This window comes from Streptomyces sp. NPDC093089 (assembly GCF_044754405.1).
In the GTDB taxonomy this organism is placed as follows: Bacteria; Actinomycetota; Actinomycetes; order Streptomycetales; family Streptomycetaceae; genus Streptomyces.
Genome location: NZ_JBIVPA010000003.1, coordinates 461,342 through 476,623, shown reverse-complemented (window position 1 = coordinate 476,623; position 15,282 = coordinate 461,342). Strand labels below are relative to the sequence as shown.

Here is a 15,282-nt window from a genome sequence, read left to right as displayed (position 1 = left end):
GTTTGCGCCGGGCGCGGCGCGTGGTGCGCCGGGCGCGCCATGGGAGGGGTGATGCACTCCCTGCGCTCGCTGAATCCGGTGAATATGACAGGAGGTGTGTTGATGTGGTTATGCCCCTGGGCACCTACTCGCCAGCGGTACTCGCCGTTGAGAGGGACACACGATGACGAGCCACATCAGGGATGTCGAACTGGAAGGCCTTCTGCGCCGGGCGCTGCAGGCCACGGGGACGGGTGAGCGCTGGACCGCCGAGGCGGACGAGATGTGGTGCCGGGTGGCGGCCACCGGGTCCGGGACGCGACGCCAGCAGGGCTGGAAGTTACATGTGTCGGCGACGACCGCGTCCGCGCCGGCGGTGCTCGACAAGGCCCTGGGGGTGCTGCTGCGAGGCGGTTCGGGGTTCAAGTTCGCCCGGTCCCTGGAGCAGGTCAGTGCGCTCAACTCCCGTGGCACGCCCCGGGGAAGCTCGGGGAAGTTCATCACCGTCTACCCGTGTTCCGATGCCGAGGCGGCCGCTCTCGCCCAGCAGCTGCACGAGGTGACGGCGGGGATGGCCGGGCCGCGGATCCTGTCGGACCAGCCGTACGCCGTGCACAGCCTCGTGCATTACCGCTACGGGTCGTTCGTCGGCCGGCGGCGGCTGTCGGACGACGGCCTGCTGGTGTGGTTCATCGAGGACCCGGACGGCAATCCCGTGGAGGACAAGAGGACGGGTCAGTACGCGCCGCCTCCCTGGGCCGTCTCTCCGTTCCCCGCCTCGACGCCCGCTCCGTCCCGTACCCGCGAGGCGGGCAAGGGCAAGGTGGTGCTCGGCGGCAGGTTCGCGGTGGAGGAGGCCATCCGGCACACGAACAAGGGCGGTGTGTACCGGGGCAGCGATGTCCGTACGGGCTCCCGCGTGGTCATCAAGGAGGCCCGGCCCCACGTGGAGGCCGACTCCTCCGGGTCGGACGTGCGGGACTGGCTGCGGGCCGAGGCCCGCATGCTGGAGAAGCTGAAGGGCTGGGGACTGGCTCCGGAGCCGCTGGCGGTGTTCGAGCACGCCGGGCACCTGTTCCTCGCCCAGGACGAGATCCCGGGCGTGACGCTCCGCACCTGGGTGGCCGAGCACTTCCGCGACGCCGGATTCGAACGCTACCGCGCCGACGCGCTCGTCCAGGCCGCGCGGCTGGTGGACCTGGTCGAGGCGGCGCACGCCCGCGGCTGCGTGCTGAGGGACTTCACGCCGGCGAACGTCATGGTCCGTCCCGACGGCGAACTCCGCCTCATCGACCTCGAACTCGCCGTCCACTCCGATGACTCCGCCCTGCCGACCCGTGTCGGGACCCCCGGTTTCAGCGCCCCCGAGCGCCTCGCCGACGCGCCCGTGTCCGCCACGGCCGACTACTACAGCCTCGGTGCCACGGTGTGCTTCGTCCTGGCCGGGAAGGTGCCGAACCTCCTGCCGGAGGAGCCCGTCGGCGAGGCCGCCGAGCAGCGGCTCGCCGCATGGCTCGCGGCCTGTGCCGGGCCGCTGGATCTGCCGGACGGCGTGGCGGAGGCGATCCTCGGGCTGATGAAGGACGATCCCACCGAGCGGTGGGAGCCCGCCCGAGCGCGCGAGGCCCTGCGGACGGCGACGCACGGACGGCGGACTCCACGCGCCTTCACCCGCCCCGCGCCGAAGAACGGGGCACGCGATGAAGTGGCTCGGGACGCGGCGGCACAGACCGCCGCGGCGCAGGATCCCGCGGGCTCCGAGGCAGTGGGGCCTGACGTCGTGGCCGGGATCGTGGAGCACCTGATCGGCTCGATGACTCCGGCCGACGACCGGCGGCTGTGGCCCGTGTCGACGATGGCCGGGGAGAGCGACCCCTGCACCGTCCAGCAGGGCGCGGCCGGCGTGCTGGCCGTCCTGACGCGGTACTTCGAGGTCACGGGCGACGCGCGGCTGCCCGAGGTGATCTCCACGGCGGGCCGCTGGATCGCGGAGCGCGTCGACACCCGCTCGACTCGGCCGGGACTGCACTTCGGCGGTCGCGGTACGGCCTGGGCGCTGTACGACGCGGGCCGTGCGATCGACGACCGCGCGTTGACGGAGCGGGCCTTGGCCCTGGCGCTGGCGCCGCAGCAGGCGACGCCCCATCACGACATCACCCATGGCTCCGCGGGGAGCGGGCTGGCCGCGCTCCATCTGTGGCAGCGCACGGGGGACGCGCGGTGGGCGGAGCGAGCCGTCGAGGCGGCCGATCGGTTGGCCGCGGCCGTGCGGCACGGGCCGGACGGCGTGGGCTGGGCGGTTCCCGGGCAGGCCGGCGCGCCGGAGTCCGGTTCGCCGCAGGGCTCCCCTTCGGGGGGTGGCCCGCCGGGAGGAGACTCCTCGGGGTCCGAATCCGCCGGGGAAGGCAAGCGGTATCTCGGCTTCGCCCACGGGACGGCCGGTATCGGCTGCTTCCTCCTCGGCGCGGCGGCCCTCTCGCTGCGACCCGCGCACAGGGACCTGGTCATGCGGGTGGGCGAGGACCTGGTGACCAGTGCCGTGCTGTCCGGTGAGGCGGCGCAGTGGCCGGCTCAGGCCGGGGACGTGCCGACGGCCCCGTACTGGTGCCACGGTGCGGCGGGCATCGGCGGCTTCCTCGTCCGGCTGTGGCAGGCGACCGGGGACGACCGGTTCGGTGACCTCGCCCGCCGCAGTACCCGTGCCGTCGTCGAACGCGCCTCGCGCGCCCCTCTCACCCAGTGCCACGGTCTCGCGGGCAATGGCGACTTCCTCCTCGACATGGCCGACGCGACCGGTGATCCCGTCTACCGCTCGATGGCCGGGGACCTGGCCCGTCTCGTCGTCTGCGAGAAGACCGACCGTCACGGCCAGGTGGTCTTCCCCAACGAGTACGGGGACGTGTCGACCAGCTGGAGCGACGGCTCCGCCGGAATCCTCGCCTTCCTCCTGCGGCTCCGCCATCCCGGGACCTCCCGGCACTGGACGGTCCAGCCGCCCTCCTGAGCCCGCAAGGGCCCTCCCCCGGTGCCTCCCGCACCGAACCTCCACGGGTACGGCACGTCCCTGCCCGCTGGAACGACACGTCCGCACCGGAATTCCGCTCCTCACCCCGCGGACGCGTCCCCTCGACCCCCGGCACTGGATCGTCCATGTGCCGGTGTGCGCGGCAGCACGTTCTGTCGCCACCTCGCAGAAGAAGGAGAAACGCCATGGAGAACCACCAGGACATCGAACTCCTCGCCCAGCTCCACGCCCTGCCGGAGACCGACCCGGTCGGCGTCGACGGAGCCCCGTTCGCCGCCACCTGTGAGTGCGTCGGCCTCCTGACGCTCCTCAACACGGTCTGCATCGGAATCAGCTGCGCGTAGGACGTGCAGCACCATCCGGCCGGCGGCCGGACCCGGGACGACCGCCGGCCGGACACCCACCCGCTCGACAGCGCGGCCGCCCGGCGGCCGCGCCTCCACCGCACACACCCCGCCTGACCTCAGGCGTGCCGACCGCGGCACCCCGGACGCGCGTTGCGACGCGCGCGTGCGTCCGGTGGCCGCGGTCGGCGAACCCCGTGGACGTGGACCATGAGACGAGGACCGGACCCCATGCAGCCACCCGCCGGCGACGCCGAGCCCTCCCCAGCGGCCCTCCTGACGGCCGCCCCCTCCGGTGCGCGCACCGCGCGGCACCCGCCGGGACCCGCGTACGCCATCAGCACGCGTGGTCTGGGCAAGAGCTACCCGGGGCCGGAGGGCACCGTCACCCATGCCGTGCGCGACCTGGACCTGGACGTGGCGCGGGGGGAGACCTTCGCGTTCCTCGGGCCCAACGGCGCAGGGAAGTCCACCACGATCGCCCTGCTGTGCGCCTTGGCCCGCCCCACCTCCGGCGGCGCCACGGTGGCCGGTGCCGATGTGCTGACCGAGCCCCATCAGGTACGACGGCGGGTCGGGATGCTGTTCCAGCACAGTGCCGTGGACGGGGACCTGACGGCCGAGCAGAACCTGTTCATCCACGCGCGGCTGTACGGGATCTCCCGCCGTCACGCGCGCCGCCGCGTCGCCGAGGTGCTGGAGACGGCCGGACTGGGCGACCGGCACCGTGCTCTCGTGCGCACCCTGTCCGGGGGCATGCGCCGCCGTCTGGAGATCGCCCGCCAGTTGCTGCACGCCCCCGGTGTGCTGTTCCTGGACGAACCGACCACGGGTCTGGACCCGCATGCCCGGGCCCAGGTCTGGCAGCACCTGCGCACGCTCCGCGAGCGGCACGGCAGCACGCTCTTCGTCACCACCCACTACCTGGAGGAGGCGGAGAACTGCGACCGCATCGCCATCATCGACCGCGGCGGCCTGGTGGCCCAGGGCACGCCCCTCGCGCTGAAGACCGCGATCGGGGACGACCGGGTCGTCCTGCGCACCGGCGACGACACGAAGGCCCACGACGTCGTGCGGACGCTCGCGCCACCCGATCGCGATGTCACCAGGGACCCGGGCGGCGGCATCTGCCTACGGGTGCCTGACGGCAGTGCCTGGATCCCCCGCCTGTGCGCGGCGCTCACCTCGCACGGCATCGCCGTGCGCTCCGCGTCCGCCACCGCGCCGACCCTCGACGACGTGTTCTTCCACCACACCGGCCGCAGCCTGGACGTGACGCAGCCCGGCCGGGCGCCCCTGCCTCCCGCGGTGCCGGACGGTTCGGCGGAATCCGGCGGTGCCCGATGACCACGTACAGTCGAAGCGCCTCCGACACGGCCGGTGCCGCCGGTCCGGCGGGGGGTGCCGTCGCCACGGGGAGCCCCGACGCTCCGGGCGACGGTCGGCCCGCGCGGCTGCGGCACGAGCTGCGCGCGGTCCACGCCCTGGTCCACCGCGATCTGCTGCGCCTGGCCGGACAGCGCACCCACACGGCGCTGATGCTGCTCCAGCCCGCGCTGTACCTCGTCATCCTCGGGGGTGGGCTCGCCGCCCTCATCCCCCGGTCCCAACTGGGCGTCGGCTACCAGACGTTCCTGTTTCCCGGCATGCTGATGATGACGGTGCAGACACCGGCCATCATGGTCGGCGTGCGCCTGATCACCGACCGGCAGAGCGGCTACCTGCGCGAGCTCCTGATGGCCCCGGTGCACCGGTCGACGCTGCTCCTCGGGAACTGCGCGGGCGGCACGCTGGTCGCCGCGGTCCAGGGGGCCTTGCTCCTCACCCTGGCAGGGGTGGCCGGCCTGCCGTACGATCCGCTGCTCCTCGGGCTGCTCCTCGCCTGCATGATCCTGGCCTCCTTCACCATCACGGCCCTGGCCCTCGCCCTGGCCGTCAGCCTGGACCGGGCGGAGACGTTCCACACGCTCCTCGGCCTGGTGATGATGCCGCTGCTCTTCCTCTCGGGCGGCTTCTTCCCGCTCACCGCCCTCCCCGACTGGGCCCAGACCCTCGCTGCCGCCAACCCCCTCGCCTACGCGGTCGACCTCCTGCGCCGCTGCATCACCCTGCGGGTGCCCGACCAGACGGCCACCGCCGGTCTCACGTGGGCCGGCCACCCGCCGCCGCTGCTCCTGGAGGCCTCGCTCCTCCTGGTGGGCGGCGTCCTCGCCCTGCTGTGGGCCGTCCGCCGTTTCAACCGGCCCGAGTGACGGAGGGTTCGGCGGCCCCACGAGCGGCGGCGGCGGTCCACGGCCGCCGCCGCTCGTGGACACGGCGCCCACAGATGGTGAAGGCCCCCGGAGTGCTGCGCCGGGGGCCTTCTCGTGCGTGTCCGGCCGTCAGGCCCGTCCGCCGAACTGCCAGTTGTGGACCTCGATCGCGGCGTACCGGTCCTGGGTCAGGAGGGTGCGTGCCGTGGCCGGGTCCGGGGCTCGGACCAGTGCGGCGGTGCCGAGCCAGGTGGTTCCGTCGTCGGCCAGCAGCGGACCGTACGCGATCAGGTCGTCCAGGTCGGAGGGGAGGGCGAGGTCGGCGGGCTCACCCTCGCCGAGGCCGATGACCAGGTAGCGGTTGCCGCCGGTCCGGCCGCCGGGGAAGTCCCACATGGTGCGCCCCAGCAGGTTGCGCCACCGGCGTATCAGCACGTCCCGGTAGACGCCGGCCTGGTAGTTGGGCTCGTCGAAGGCGAACGCGCGGGCTGCGGCGGAATCGGGCAGGTCGACGATGTGGATGCTGCCGGTGACGAGGGTGCCGTCGTCGGAGAAGGTCGGGCCCCGGGCGATCAGTTCCTTCTCGAAGCCGTCCATGTAGGCCCAGTGGTCGGCGAGGAGTGCGTCGCGCAGGGGGAGCGAATCGGGCCGGTCGCGGTGGTAGCAGAGGAATTCCATGCCTGATGATCTCTTCTCGGGGGTGGCCGGATCGAGCGGATTCGGTCGCGGTGGGTACGCGGCCCCGGAGGGCGGCTCCGTGGTCAGGGGACCTTCGGGCCGGAGACCGCGCCGTCGACGGCGGTGTACGTCACTCCGTGGTCGGCCAGCGCCTCGGCGACGACGCCGCCGGTGAGGGTGAGGGCCAGCAGGATGTGTTCGTCGCCGATCTCGCGGTCCTTGCGGAACACGGCCACGCGGAGGGACTTCTCCAGGACGGTCTTGGCCTCCCGGGAGAAGGGCCTGCGGCCCGACCACCGGCGGGAGTCCTTGCGGTCGGCCGCGAGGGCGCCGGTGCCGTGGGTCTCCTCGACCCGCGCCACGATCGCTCCGACGTCGATGCCGAGGTCCGCGAGGGCCTTCGTGTCGGCGCGGGAGAGCCCTGCCCGGCGCCGGGCGTCGGCGAGTGCGGCGACGAGGGAGGGGCGGCGGTCCGGCGGGCAGAGCGTCCGGAGCACGGCGGCGGCTCGGGTGTCGTCCCGGTCGAGGAGGGCGAGGAGCAGGTGTTCCTTGGTGACGACGTCGGCGCCGTCGCGCTCCGCGCGCTCGACCGCTCCCTTCACGACGGCACGTGCGGCTCGGGTGAACCGTTCGAACATCACTGCCTCCCGTACTTCTTGTGGACGGCCTGTCGGCTGACTCCCAGTTCGGCCGCGATTTCCTGCCACGACCAGCCCTGGTTCCGCGCGCTGCGCACCTGGACGGCTTCCAGCTGTTCGAGCAGTCGCCGCAGCGCGGAGACGGCTCGCAGCCCGACCCGGGGGTCGCGGTCGCCCGCTCGCGCGGCGAGATCGGTCGCATCGGTCATGGCGTCAACTTACGTTGACAGCGGGTGCCGCGTCAACCTCGGTTGACGCGATTCCCGCCTCCAGACGCTTCTCGGACTCCGCCGTCACGCGGCACCGCGCGAGGACCTCAGGCGCCGGCCGCCAGGATCTCCACGCCGAGCTCCTTCAGCCGCACGATGACCGGGTCACCGGGGTCGGCATCGGTGACCAGCCCGCTGACCCGCTCCCAGGGCAGGACGCGGAAGCGCGACGCCGTGCCGATCTTCTCGGAGGAGGCGAGGATGTACGTCTCCGCCGCCCGCGCGGACAGGGCGCGCTTCATCGCCGCCTCCTCCCCGTCCCCTGTGGTCAGCCCCGCTTCGGGGTGCACCCCGGTGACGCCGAGGAGGCAGAGGTCGGCGGAGACGTTCTGCGCCGCTTCGACGGCCGCGGCGCCGCAGGTGACCGCCGAGTGCTTGAAGACGCGGCCGCCGAGCAGGAAGAGGTCCGCCCGCGGATGGTCGAGGAGGGCGGCGGCGATCGTCGGGCTGTGGGTGACGACCGTGCAGTCGAGGTCGCTCGGGAGCGCGCGGGCGACGGCGAGGGCGGTGGTTCCGCCGTCGAGGATCACCGCCCCGCCGGGGGGCACGAGCCCGGCCGCGACGGCGGCGACCCGCTGCTTCCCGTCCGGGGCGACAGCCTGCCGGGCCGCGTAGTCGACCACCGCGGGCGAGACGGGCAGCGCGCCGCCGTAGACCCGCTGGCAGAGGCCCTCGGCGGCGAGGTCGCGCAGGTCGCGCCGCACGCTGTCCTCGGAGATGCCCAGTTCGGCGGCGACGTCCTTGGCGACGATCTTGCCCTCGCGGGCGAGCAGAGTGAGCAGGTGGTCGCGCCGTTCGGCAGCCAGCATTCGCGTTCTCTCCTGTTCTTGCACGTTTCTGCATGTATCGTAGCGCGCCATGACCGACAAGCCGATGCTCATCCTCGTCGCCGGGCCCTACCGCTCCGGAACCGAAGGCGACCCGCGGGCCATGGCCGCGAACCTCGCCCGCCTCGAAGCGGCGGCGTGGCCGGTGTTCGCCGCCGGCCACGTCCCCGTGATCGGGGAATGGATCGCCCTGCCCGTCCTGCGCTCGGCCGGCGCCGGGCCCACCGACGCGCTCGCCGACCAGGTGCTCTACCCGACCGCGCAGCGCCTGCTCGCCCACTGCGACGCCGTGTTGCGGCTGCCCGGCGAGTCCACCGGAGCCGATCAGGACGTCGCGACGGCCCTCGGTCGCGGCCTGCCCGTCTACCACGACGTGGCCGAGATCCCCCGTCGCACCCCGCAGGAGGCCGCGTGAACGCCCGCCCCGGCATCGACTCCCCCGACCACCGCGGCCGCACCGGCCTCGACCGCGCCGGACGCGACCTGGACGGCAACCCCGACGTCGTGGTCCGCGACGTGGAGCTCACCTCCCGGGGGTGGCACGTCCTGCGGCGCACCACCTTCGACTACCGGCGCCGCGACGGACGCTGGGTCACCCAGCAGCGCGAGACGTACGACCGCGGCAACGGCGCGGTCGTCCTGCCGTACGACGCGGAGCGCGGGCGCGTGCTGCTCACCCGCCAGTTCCGCTACCCGGCCTACGTGAACGGCCATCCGGACGGCATGCTCGTCGAGGCCGCGGCCGGGCTGCTCGACGGTGACGACCCGCTCTCCGCCATCCGGCGCGAGAGCGCCGAGGAGCTCGGCGTCACGCTGGGCCCGCTCACCCACGTCCTCGACGCCTACATGAGTCCCGGCTCGGTCACCGAGCGCCTGCACTTCTACGCGGCCCCCTACACGCCGGCCGACCTCACCGGCGACGGCGGCGGTATCGAGGAGGAGGGCGAGGACATCGAGGTACTCGAACTGCCCTTCCCCGAAGCCCTCACCATGTGCCACGACGGCCGCATCGCCGACGGCAAGACCATCCTGCTGCTGCAGTGGGCCGCCCTGAGCGGGCCCTTCGCCCCGACGGCGGACACCGCCCGACAGTGAGGATGCCGACGGGGTGAACGGCGTCGGCCCGGACGTCGCCGGCCGACCGGGTCGGCGACAGGGCCAGCGACAAGGCCGGGCGACCGGGCCTCAGACCGCCGTCAGCCTCTCCAGGAAGAACTCGCCCGTGGAGGGACGGATGAGCAGGGACTGCACTCGGTAGCGCCCAGGGGGAACGTCCACCCGGATCGCTTCGTCCTCACCGACTTCGGCACCGAGCGCTCCGGAATCCAGAAGGACGTAGGGGCCGCCCAGGGTGATCTCGAACGCGTCGTGCCACTCGTGGGTGTGCACGGCCCGTTCCACGGCGTCTTCCAGCCCGGCGTCGTCATCGCAGGCGACCCACCGGACGAAGGTCGTCACCCTGTCCAGATAGGCCACCGGAAGTCCCTGCCCTCCCAGCGTGAGGACGTCCCCATGGCCCGGCAGGACAACTTTCCCGACGTGCTCCGAGGACACCGCATCCGCCTCGGTACCGTTCCACGACGCCAGATACGGCGCCGGACACAGCGCGTAGTGACCGTAGTCCGTCCCATCGAGCCAATCCACGTGCAGCCACCCCAGACCTCAGCACCCATGTCCGACAACCCTCGGCACGATGGCACACGATCCGCTCTGGCATCCATCAGGGCACCACCCGTACCCCCGGGGTCGCTGACCTGACCCGGCGACGACGCCCGGCACGAGCCCCGCATGCTGTCGTTCGCTCCCTGACCGCGCCTCGGCCTCAGGGAGCGGCGGGGAGGCGGACCGTGACGACGAGACCGCCGTCGGGGCGGGGTGCGAGGTCGAGGGTTCCGTCGTGGGCGCGGACGATGCTGTGGACGAGGGCCAGGCCGAGGCCGACGCCGGGGTGTTCGTCGGTGCGGGCGCGTTCCGTTCCGCGCTGGAAGGGTTCGGTGAGGGTCGGCACCAGTTCCGGCGGGAGCCGGCGTCCCGTGTTCTCGACCCGGAGCACACCGGTGCCGCCGTGCACCTCGGTGCGGACCGACACGGTGCCGCCGGTGGGGAGGTTGTGGACGACGGCGTTCTGCACGAGGTTCGTCGCCATCCGCAGCAGGAGTTCCGCGGAGCCGCTGGTCCGTGCCGTCCCGCCGGTGACGTCGAGCGTGACGCCGCGCCGCTCGGCGAGCGGGAGCAGCGTCTCGGCGGCCTCCTCGGCGACGAGGGACAGGTCGACGCTCTCGCGGGTGAAGGTCCCGCGGTCGCTGCGGCTGAGCAGGAGGAGGGCCTCGGTGAGGTCGATCGCCCGCGTGTTGGCGGCCTGCAGGCGGGCGACGAGTTCGCCCCGGTCGCGCGTGGGGTCCTTCTGCGCGACGTCCAGGAGGGTCCGCGAGATCGCCAGCGGGGTGCGCAGTTCGTGCGAGGCGTTCGCGGCGAACCTCCGCTGCTCGGCGACGTGCGATTCGAGCCGTCCGAGCATGGTGTCGAACGCGTCGGCGAGTTCGCGGAACTCGTCCTGGCGGCCTTCCATGCGGATCCGGTGGGACAGCGATCCCTCCCCGGCCAGCCGTGCCGCGTCCGTGATCCGCGTGAGGGGTGCCAGCATCCGCCCGGCGAGGATCCAGCCCCCGACGAGGCCGAACACGAGCAGGAACGCCATCGCCGCCGCGGCGGCGGGCGCGAAGGTGCGCACGAGGAGGTAGCGGTTGGGGGAGACCCCGAGGAGCCCCTGGGAGTTGTCGGGCACGTAGCGCAGGATGAAGACCCACACCACGGCCAGCAGGAGCGCGCCGGCGACGGCGAGGAACCCGGCGTAGCTGAGGGCGAGTCGGAGGCGGGCGCTGGGCCCCGGGCGTCTACGCACGCGTGCTGCCGGCGGCCGTACCGGGGTCCGGGGTGTCGCCGTCGGGGGTGGTGGTGCCGGGGCCGGTGTCGATCCGGTAGCCGACGCCGGGGACGGTGGCGATGATCCGGGGTTCGCCGAGCCGTTTGCGCAGGGCGGAGACGGTGATGCGGACGGCGTTGGTGAGGGGGTCGGCGTTCTCGTCCCAGGCGCGTTCGAGGAGTTCCTCGGCGCTGACGACCCCGCCCTCGGCGGCGACGAGGACCTCCAGGACGGCGAACTGCTTGCGGGTGAGGGCGACGTAGCGTCCGTCGCGGAAGACCTCGCGGCGGAAGGGGTCGAGCCGCAGGCCGGCGATCTCGCGGACCGGGGGCCGGGCGTACGCGCGCCTGCGGTCGAGCGCCCTGAGTCGCAGGACGAGCTCGCGCAGGTCGAACGGCTTGGTGAGGTAGTCGTCGGCACCGAGCTCGAACCCGGACGCCTTGTCGTCGATGCGGTCGGCGGCGGTGAGCATGAGGATCGGGATGCCGCTGCCGGAGGCGACGATGCGCCGGGCGACCTCGTCGCCGGAGGGGCCGGGGATGTCGCGGTCGAGGACCGCGAGGTCGTACGAGTTGACGCTCAGCAGCTCCAGGGCGGAGTCCCCGTCGCCGGCGATGTCGGCGGCGATCGCCTCCAGCCGCAGGCCGTCACGGACGGCCTCGGCCAGGTACGGCTCGTCCTCCACGATCAGTACGCGCATGTCCGAAGCCTAAGCAGCACCGCATATCGCCACCGTATGCGGTGGCGTGCGCGAGGACGTGTCGACCGCGGGCGCACGCCTCAGCGCGCCGGTTCGGGCACGGGGCGGCGCGGGTCCGGTCGCGGGGCGTCCCGCGTGGTGCGCCACCAGCGGCGCGACGCCAGCGCGGCCAGTACGGCGCCGGCGGCGTTGACCAGGACGTCGTCCACGGAGGACACGCGGTCGAGCCGCAGCACGTACTGCGCGGTCTCGACCAGGGCCGAGCAGCCCGCCCCGAGTGCCAGGACCCTCGGCAGGGACGCCAGCGCCGCGCACCTCATCGGGGCGAAGAACCCCAGCGCCGCGAAGACCAGCAGGTTGCCGGCGATCCCCAGCGGGCCCATCGTGGCCAGGTCCCTCAGCGGCACCAGGGACACCCGGGCGGGCGCGGTGCCCGCCGCGCCGCCCGGCATCATCGTCAGCCACAGGAACGGCACCGTCCCGTGGACCGTGCCCACCTCGGCGAGCGACAGCCGCCACGCCGACCCGGCCCCTTCGGCACGCCGACGGCGCGCGAGCGCCCATGCCACGAGTACGGCCAGCGGCAGCGTGACCAGTGTCATGAGCACCACGCCGTTGAACGTGTCGTAGCACCCGTGCCACCGCCCGGCCATGCAGCGCGGGGCGGACATCATCAGCGGCCCGCGCACGGCGAACAGGGCGCCCGCCAGGGCGAGGACCGCCGCGCCGAGGAGCACGGTCCGGCGCCTGCGACGGGGTGGCGGCGACGGGGGTGGGTTGTGGTTCATGCTCCCAGGGGAGCCGACGGGCCGTTGCGGTGGCGTATGCGGTTTCCGATACGCCCGCGATACACGCCCGCGGCACGCACCTCCGGTGGACGGTCCGCCGGCCCGGCGGGGCCGTCAGGAGGTACGCCGCACCCGGGACACCGCCCGTGCGCCGAGGATCGTGCTCGCCAGTCCCACGAGGATGGCCACGTAGGCCCCGCCGCGCCCGTTGCCGGTGCCGATACCCGCGTCGGCCGTGGTCGCGACCAGGACGCCGAGGGTCAGGGCGACCAGCCCGGCCGCCACGGCCGTCCTGGCCCCGAGGGGTCCGCGGGCGACACCGAGGCGGCCGGCGGGACGGGACACGGCCAGCCAGCCGATCACCGCGCCGGCCAGGCCCAGCAGTGCGCCCGCGGAGGCTCCGGCGCGCCCGGGGCCGAAGTCGTAGACGGCGGCGGCGAGCGGCTGGGTCGAGGCCCGGGCGGCCGCGGGGGCGGCGAGCGCGACGCCGGCGAGCCACACGGTGGTGACGGCGGCGAGCAGGCGGCGGGCGGAGAGTCGAGCGGACATGGAAGAGCTCCTCTTTCTCGGGGCGGTTCGTCGGTCGCGGTCGCGGCACGGGTATCGGTCTCGGTCGCGGGCCGGGCCTCGGTCGCGTTGAGGGGACCGGGCGTCGGCCGCGGTCGCGGGACGGGGCTCCGGTCGCGGTCGCGGGACGGGCCGTCGTCGCCTTCGCGGACGGCTCGTCGTCCCCTGAGCATGTCCGCCGGGGGTGTCCCCGGTCGTCCGCCGGACGCGGACACTTCGCGCTGCCGCCGGCGCGGCACGCGGCTACCGCGGATGCGGCAGGCGGGCGGGAACTACTGCGTACGTGGTAGTCGGCGGCTCGTCTCCGAGGCGGACTCGCCCGCGGCGGCGGCCGGTTAGGGTGCCCGCATGAGTGCAGGTGCGGCCCGGCTGCGGGCGCGGTTCGGGGACGGGGTCGTCGCGGTGGGCCTGGCGGCGACGCTCGTCGTCACGGGGTTCTCCCAGCAGGGTTCCGCCTCGGACGGGCGGGCCGTCCTGGGGTACGCGCTGCTCGCGGTCGGCGGGCTCGCGCTGGCCGCGCGCAAGCGGGTTCCGGTCGCCGTGCTGGGGGTCACGGGCGCGTGCGCCGTCGGGTACCAGGCGGCGGGCTTCGACGTGGCGGCCGTGGCGTACCTGTTCGCCGTGTACGCGGCGGTGCGGGCCGGGCACCGTACGGTCGCGGTGGTGGTGAGCGTGGTCGTGCTCGCGCTGCTGCCGCTCGCGGCCCTCGCGTCGGGATCGCACGGCACGGGCGAGGCGTTCGCGCAGGCACGCGGCGCCCTGGAGATCGCCTGGCTCGTCGCGGCGGGAGCCGCGGGAGAGGCGCTGCGGCAGGCGGAGCAGCGGGCGGACGAGGCCGAGCGGACCCGGGAGGAGACCGCGCGGCGCCGTGCGGACGAGGAGCGGCTGCGGATCGCGCGGGAGCTGCACGACTCGCTCACCCATCAGATCTCGGTCGTGAAGGTCCAGGCGGAGGTGGCCGTGCACGTGGCCCGGAAGCGGGGCGAGGAGGTGCCGGCGTCGCTCCTCGCGATCCAGGAGGCCGGCCGCGAGGCGAGCCGGGAGCTGCGGGCCACGCTGGAGGCGCTGCGCGACGACGACACGAGTCCGCCGCGCGGGCTCGACGACGTCCCGGAGCTGGTGCGGCGGGCCCGTACGTTCGGTCTGGACGCGACGCTGACGGTCGAGGGAGCGCCCCTCGACGTGTCGGCCGCGGTGGACCGGACGGTGTACCGGATCGTGCAGGAGTCGCTGACGAACGTCGCCCGCCACGCGGACGCCACCACGGCGTCGGTCCGGATCGACTGCGGTCCGGACGTCCTCGTGATAGCCGTGGACGACGACGGCAGGGCCGCGTCCGGTGCCGCCCCGATGCCGGGCCTCGGGTTGCTGGGGATGCGGGAGCGCGTCACCGCCCTGGGGGGCCGGTTGCGGGCCGCACCGCGTGACGGGGGCGGCTTCGCCGTCCGGGCCGAGCTCCCCGTGGACCGGTCGTCGTGATCCGTGTGCTGCTGGTCGACGACCAGCCCCTCATCCGCAGCGGGTTCCGCGCGCTCCTGGACCTCGAGGACGACATCGAGGTGGTGGCCGAGGCCGCCGACGGCGGTGAGGGCGTGGAGCTGGCCAGGAAGCACCTGCCCGACGTCGCGCTCGTCGACATCCAGATGCCGACGGTGGACGGCATCGAGGCGACCCGGCGCATCGCCGCGGACCCCGAGCTGGCCGGGGTGCACGTGGTCATCCTGACGAACTACAGCTTCGACGAGTACGTGTTCCACTCGTTGCGGGCCGGCGCCGCCGGGTTCCTCGTCAAGGACGTCATGCCGGAGGACTTCCTGCACGCCGTGCGCGTCGCGGCCCGCGGGGAGGCGCTCCTCGCGCCGTCGATCACGCGCAGGCTCATCGACCGGTACGTCAGCCGGCCCGTCCCCGCGGGTACGGACGCGGTTCTGCGGGACCTGACGGGCCGGGAGCGCGAGGCCGTCGTCCTGGTGGCCCAGGGCCTGTCCAACGACGAGATCGCCGACCGCATGGTCATCAGCCCGCTGACCGCGAAGACCCATGTCAACCGGGCGATGACCAAGCTCGGGGCCCGCGACCGGGCCCAACTCGTGGTCTTCGCTTACGAGTCGGGCCTGGTGGCACCGCACGGCTCCTGACCGGGGCGGGCCGAGGGGGCGTGGTCGTGGGGCCCCCCCCCCCGGGGGGGGGGGGGGGGGGGGGGGGGGGGGGGGGGCGCGGGGGGGGCGGGGGGGGGGCGCCCCCCCGCCCCCCCCCCCCCCCCCCCCCCCGGGCCCGGAGCCGGACGCGGGG

Annotated in this window: 17 protein-coding genes; 8 read left to right on the top strand and 9 right to left on the bottom strand. The window is 74.0% G+C overall.

Features of this window, described 5'->3' with window-relative positions:
• The first annotated feature begins 163 nt into the window (after positions 1-163).
• The 4 genes from lanL (at position 164) to ACIQFX_RS09010 (ending at position 5,600) form a co-directional block, all read left to right on the top strand.
• Entirely contained in the window at positions 164-2,983 is a 2,820-nt protein-coding gene (lanL, locus tag ACIQFX_RS09025) for a class IV lanthionine synthetase LanL (protein ID WP_402460312.1), read from the top strand.
• Positions 2,984-3,189: 206 nt separating this feature from the next.
• Positions 3,190-3,348 (top strand): VenA family class IV lanthipeptide, encoded by a 159-nt coding sequence (locus tag ACIQFX_RS09020; protein ID WP_402460311.1) that lies wholly within the window; start codon positions 3,190-3,192, stop codon positions 3,346-3,348.
• A 231-nt stretch (positions 3,349-3,579) separates the two neighbouring features.
• Entirely contained in the window at positions 3,580-4,695 is a 1,116-nt protein-coding gene (locus ACIQFX_RS09015; RefSeq protein ID WP_402460309.1) for an ATP-binding cassette domain-containing protein, read from the top strand.
• A complete protein-coding gene (locus ACIQFX_RS09010; RefSeq protein ID WP_402460307.1) occupies positions 4,692-5,600 on the top strand; it encodes an ABC transporter permease in 909 nt (302 codons plus the stop codon). The genes ACIQFX_RS09015 and ACIQFX_RS09010 overlap by 4 nt, the downstream gene beginning before the upstream one ends.
• Positions 5,601-5,729: 129 nt before the next feature.
• Here the strand turns inward: ACIQFX_RS09010 and ACIQFX_RS09005 are convergent, their stop codons facing one another.
• The 4 genes from ACIQFX_RS09005 to ACIQFX_RS08990 all read right to left on the bottom strand — a co-directional run bounded on the left by ACIQFX_RS09005 (position 5,730) and on the right by ACIQFX_RS08990 (position 7,994).
• Positions 5,730-6,278 carry a YciI family protein gene (locus ACIQFX_RS09005; RefSeq protein ID WP_402460304.1) on the bottom strand — a complete coding sequence of 183 codons (549 nt, stop codon included), beginning with the start codon at positions 6,276-6,278 and terminating at the stop codon, positions 5,730-5,732.
• Positions 6,279-6,361: 83 nt separating this feature from the next.
• A complete protein-coding gene (locus tag ACIQFX_RS09000) occupies positions 6,362-6,916 on the bottom strand; it encodes a Clp protease N-terminal domain-containing protein (protein ID WP_402460302.1) in 555 nt (184 codons plus the stop codon).
• Positions 6,916-7,125, bottom strand: a complete 210-nt coding sequence (locus ACIQFX_RS08995; RefSeq protein ID WP_026058749.1) for a helix-turn-helix domain-containing protein — start codon at positions 7,123-7,125, stop codon at positions 6,916-6,918. The genes ACIQFX_RS09000 and ACIQFX_RS08995 overlap by 1 nt, the downstream gene beginning before the upstream one ends.
• Positions 7,126-7,232: 107 nt before the next feature.
• On the bottom strand, positions 7,233-7,994 hold the full coding sequence (locus ACIQFX_RS08990; RefSeq protein ID WP_402460300.1) for a DeoR/GlpR family DNA-binding transcription regulator: 762 nt from the start codon (positions 7,992-7,994) through the stop codon (positions 7,233-7,235).
• A gap of 49 nt (positions 7,995-8,043) precedes the next feature.
• On the opposite strand from ACIQFX_RS08990, the gene ACIQFX_RS08985 reads away from it, so the two are divergent.
• Together ACIQFX_RS08985 and ACIQFX_RS08980 are read left to right on the top strand one after the other, a co-directional pair.
• A complete protein-coding gene (locus ACIQFX_RS08985; protein WP_402460298.1) occupies positions 8,044-8,427 on the top strand; it encodes a DUF4406 domain-containing protein in 384 nt (127 codons plus the stop codon).
• The gene (locus ACIQFX_RS08980) at positions 8,424-9,107 is read left to right on the top strand and encodes an NUDIX domain-containing protein (RefSeq protein WP_402460296.1); all 684 of its coding nucleotides are present in this window, start codon (positions 8,424-8,426) and stop codon (positions 9,105-9,107) included. The genes ACIQFX_RS08985 and ACIQFX_RS08980 overlap by 4 nt, the downstream gene beginning before the upstream one ends.
• Positions 9,108-9,197: 90 nt before the next feature.
• On the opposite strand, the gene ACIQFX_RS08975 is transcribed toward ACIQFX_RS08980, so the two are convergent.
• The 5 genes from ACIQFX_RS08975 to ACIQFX_RS08955 form a co-directional block, all read right to left on the bottom strand.
• Positions 9,198-9,656, bottom strand: a complete 459-nt coding sequence (locus ACIQFX_RS08975; protein ID WP_402460295.1) for an Imm21 family immunity protein — start codon at positions 9,654-9,656, stop codon at positions 9,198-9,200.
• Between the two features lie 178 nt (positions 9,657-9,834).
• Positions 9,835-10,914 (bottom strand): sensor histidine kinase, encoded by a 1,080-nt coding sequence (locus ACIQFX_RS08970; protein ID WP_402460294.1) that lies wholly within the window; start codon positions 10,912-10,914, stop codon positions 9,835-9,837.
• Positions 10,907-11,635, bottom strand: coding sequence for a response regulator transcription factor (locus tag ACIQFX_RS08965; protein ID WP_402460292.1), 729 nt, complete (start codon positions 11,633-11,635; stop codon positions 10,907-10,909). The genes ACIQFX_RS08970 and ACIQFX_RS08965 overlap by 8 nt, the downstream gene beginning before the upstream one ends.
• Before the next feature lie 80 nt (positions 11,636-11,715).
• Entirely contained in the window at positions 11,716-12,423 is a 708-nt protein-coding gene (locus ACIQFX_RS08960; protein WP_402460290.1) for a VanZ family protein, read from the bottom strand.
• A gap of 114 nt (positions 12,424-12,537) precedes the next feature.
• Positions 12,538-12,972: a DUF6223 family protein gene (locus tag ACIQFX_RS08955; protein ID WP_402460288.1), complete on the bottom strand. Its 435-nt coding sequence runs from the start codon at positions 12,970-12,972 to the stop codon at positions 12,538-12,540.
• A 366-nt stretch (positions 12,973-13,338) separates the two neighbouring features.
• On the opposite strand from ACIQFX_RS08955, the gene ACIQFX_RS08950 reads away from it, so the two are divergent.
• Both ACIQFX_RS08950 and ACIQFX_RS08945 read left to right on the top strand, forming a co-directional pair.
• A complete protein-coding gene (locus ACIQFX_RS08950; RefSeq protein ID WP_402460285.1) occupies positions 13,339-14,469 on the top strand; it encodes a sensor histidine kinase in 1,131 nt (376 codons plus the stop codon).
• On the top strand, positions 14,466-15,128 hold the full coding sequence (locus tag ACIQFX_RS08945) for a response regulator (RefSeq protein ID WP_402460283.1): 663 nt from the start codon (positions 14,466-14,468) through the stop codon (positions 15,126-15,128). The genes ACIQFX_RS08950 and ACIQFX_RS08945 overlap by 4 nt, the downstream gene beginning before the upstream one ends.
• Positions 15,129-15,282 lie beyond the last annotated feature (154 nt).

Coding starts and splice junctions, on each gene's coding strand:
- ACIQFX_RS08985 (WP_402460298.1), top strand. CDS start 8,044: ATGACCGACAAGCCGATGCTCATCCTCGTCGCCGGGCCCTACCGCTCC.
- ACIQFX_RS08995 (WP_026058749.1), bottom strand. CDS start 7,125: ATGACCGATGCGACCGATCTCGCCGCGCGAGCGGGCGACCGCGACCCC.
- ACIQFX_RS09000 (WP_402460302.1), bottom strand. CDS start 6,916: ATGTTCGAACGGTTCACCCGAGCCGCACGTGCCGTCGTGAAGGGAGCG.
- ACIQFX_RS08960 (WP_402460290.1), bottom strand. CDS start 12,423: ATGAACCACAACCCACCCCCGTCGCCGCCACCCCGTCGCAGGCGCCGG.
- lanL (WP_402460312.1), top strand. CDS start 164: ATGACGAGCCACATCAGGGATGTCGAACTGGAAGGCCTTCTGCGCCGG.
- ACIQFX_RS08965 (WP_402460292.1), bottom strand. CDS start 11,635: ATGCGCGTACTGATCGTGGAGGACGAGCCGTACCTGGCCGAGGCCGTC.
- ACIQFX_RS08950 (WP_402460285.1), top strand. CDS start 13,339: ATGAGTGCAGGTGCGGCCCGGCTGCGGGCGCGGTTCGGGGACGGGGTC.
- ACIQFX_RS09010 (WP_402460307.1), top strand. CDS start 4,692: ATGACCACGTACAGTCGAAGCGCCTCCGACACGGCCGGTGCCGCCGGT.
- ACIQFX_RS09020 (WP_402460311.1), top strand. CDS start 3,190: ATGGAGAACCACCAGGACATCGAACTCCTCGCCCAGCTCCACGCCCTG.
- ACIQFX_RS08955 (WP_402460288.1), bottom strand. CDS start 12,972: ATGTCCGCTCGACTCTCCGCCCGCCGCCTGCTCGCCGCCGTCACCACC.
- ACIQFX_RS09015 (WP_402460309.1), top strand. CDS start 3,580: ATGCAGCCACCCGCCGGCGACGCCGAGCCCTCCCCAGCGGCCCTCCTG.
- ACIQFX_RS08990 (WP_402460300.1), bottom strand. CDS start 7,994: ATGCTGGCTGCCGAACGGCGCGACCACCTGCTCACTCTGCTCGCCCGC.
- ACIQFX_RS09005 (WP_402460304.1), bottom strand. CDS start 6,278: ATGGAATTCCTCTGCTACCACCGCGACCGGCCCGATTCGCTCCCCCTG.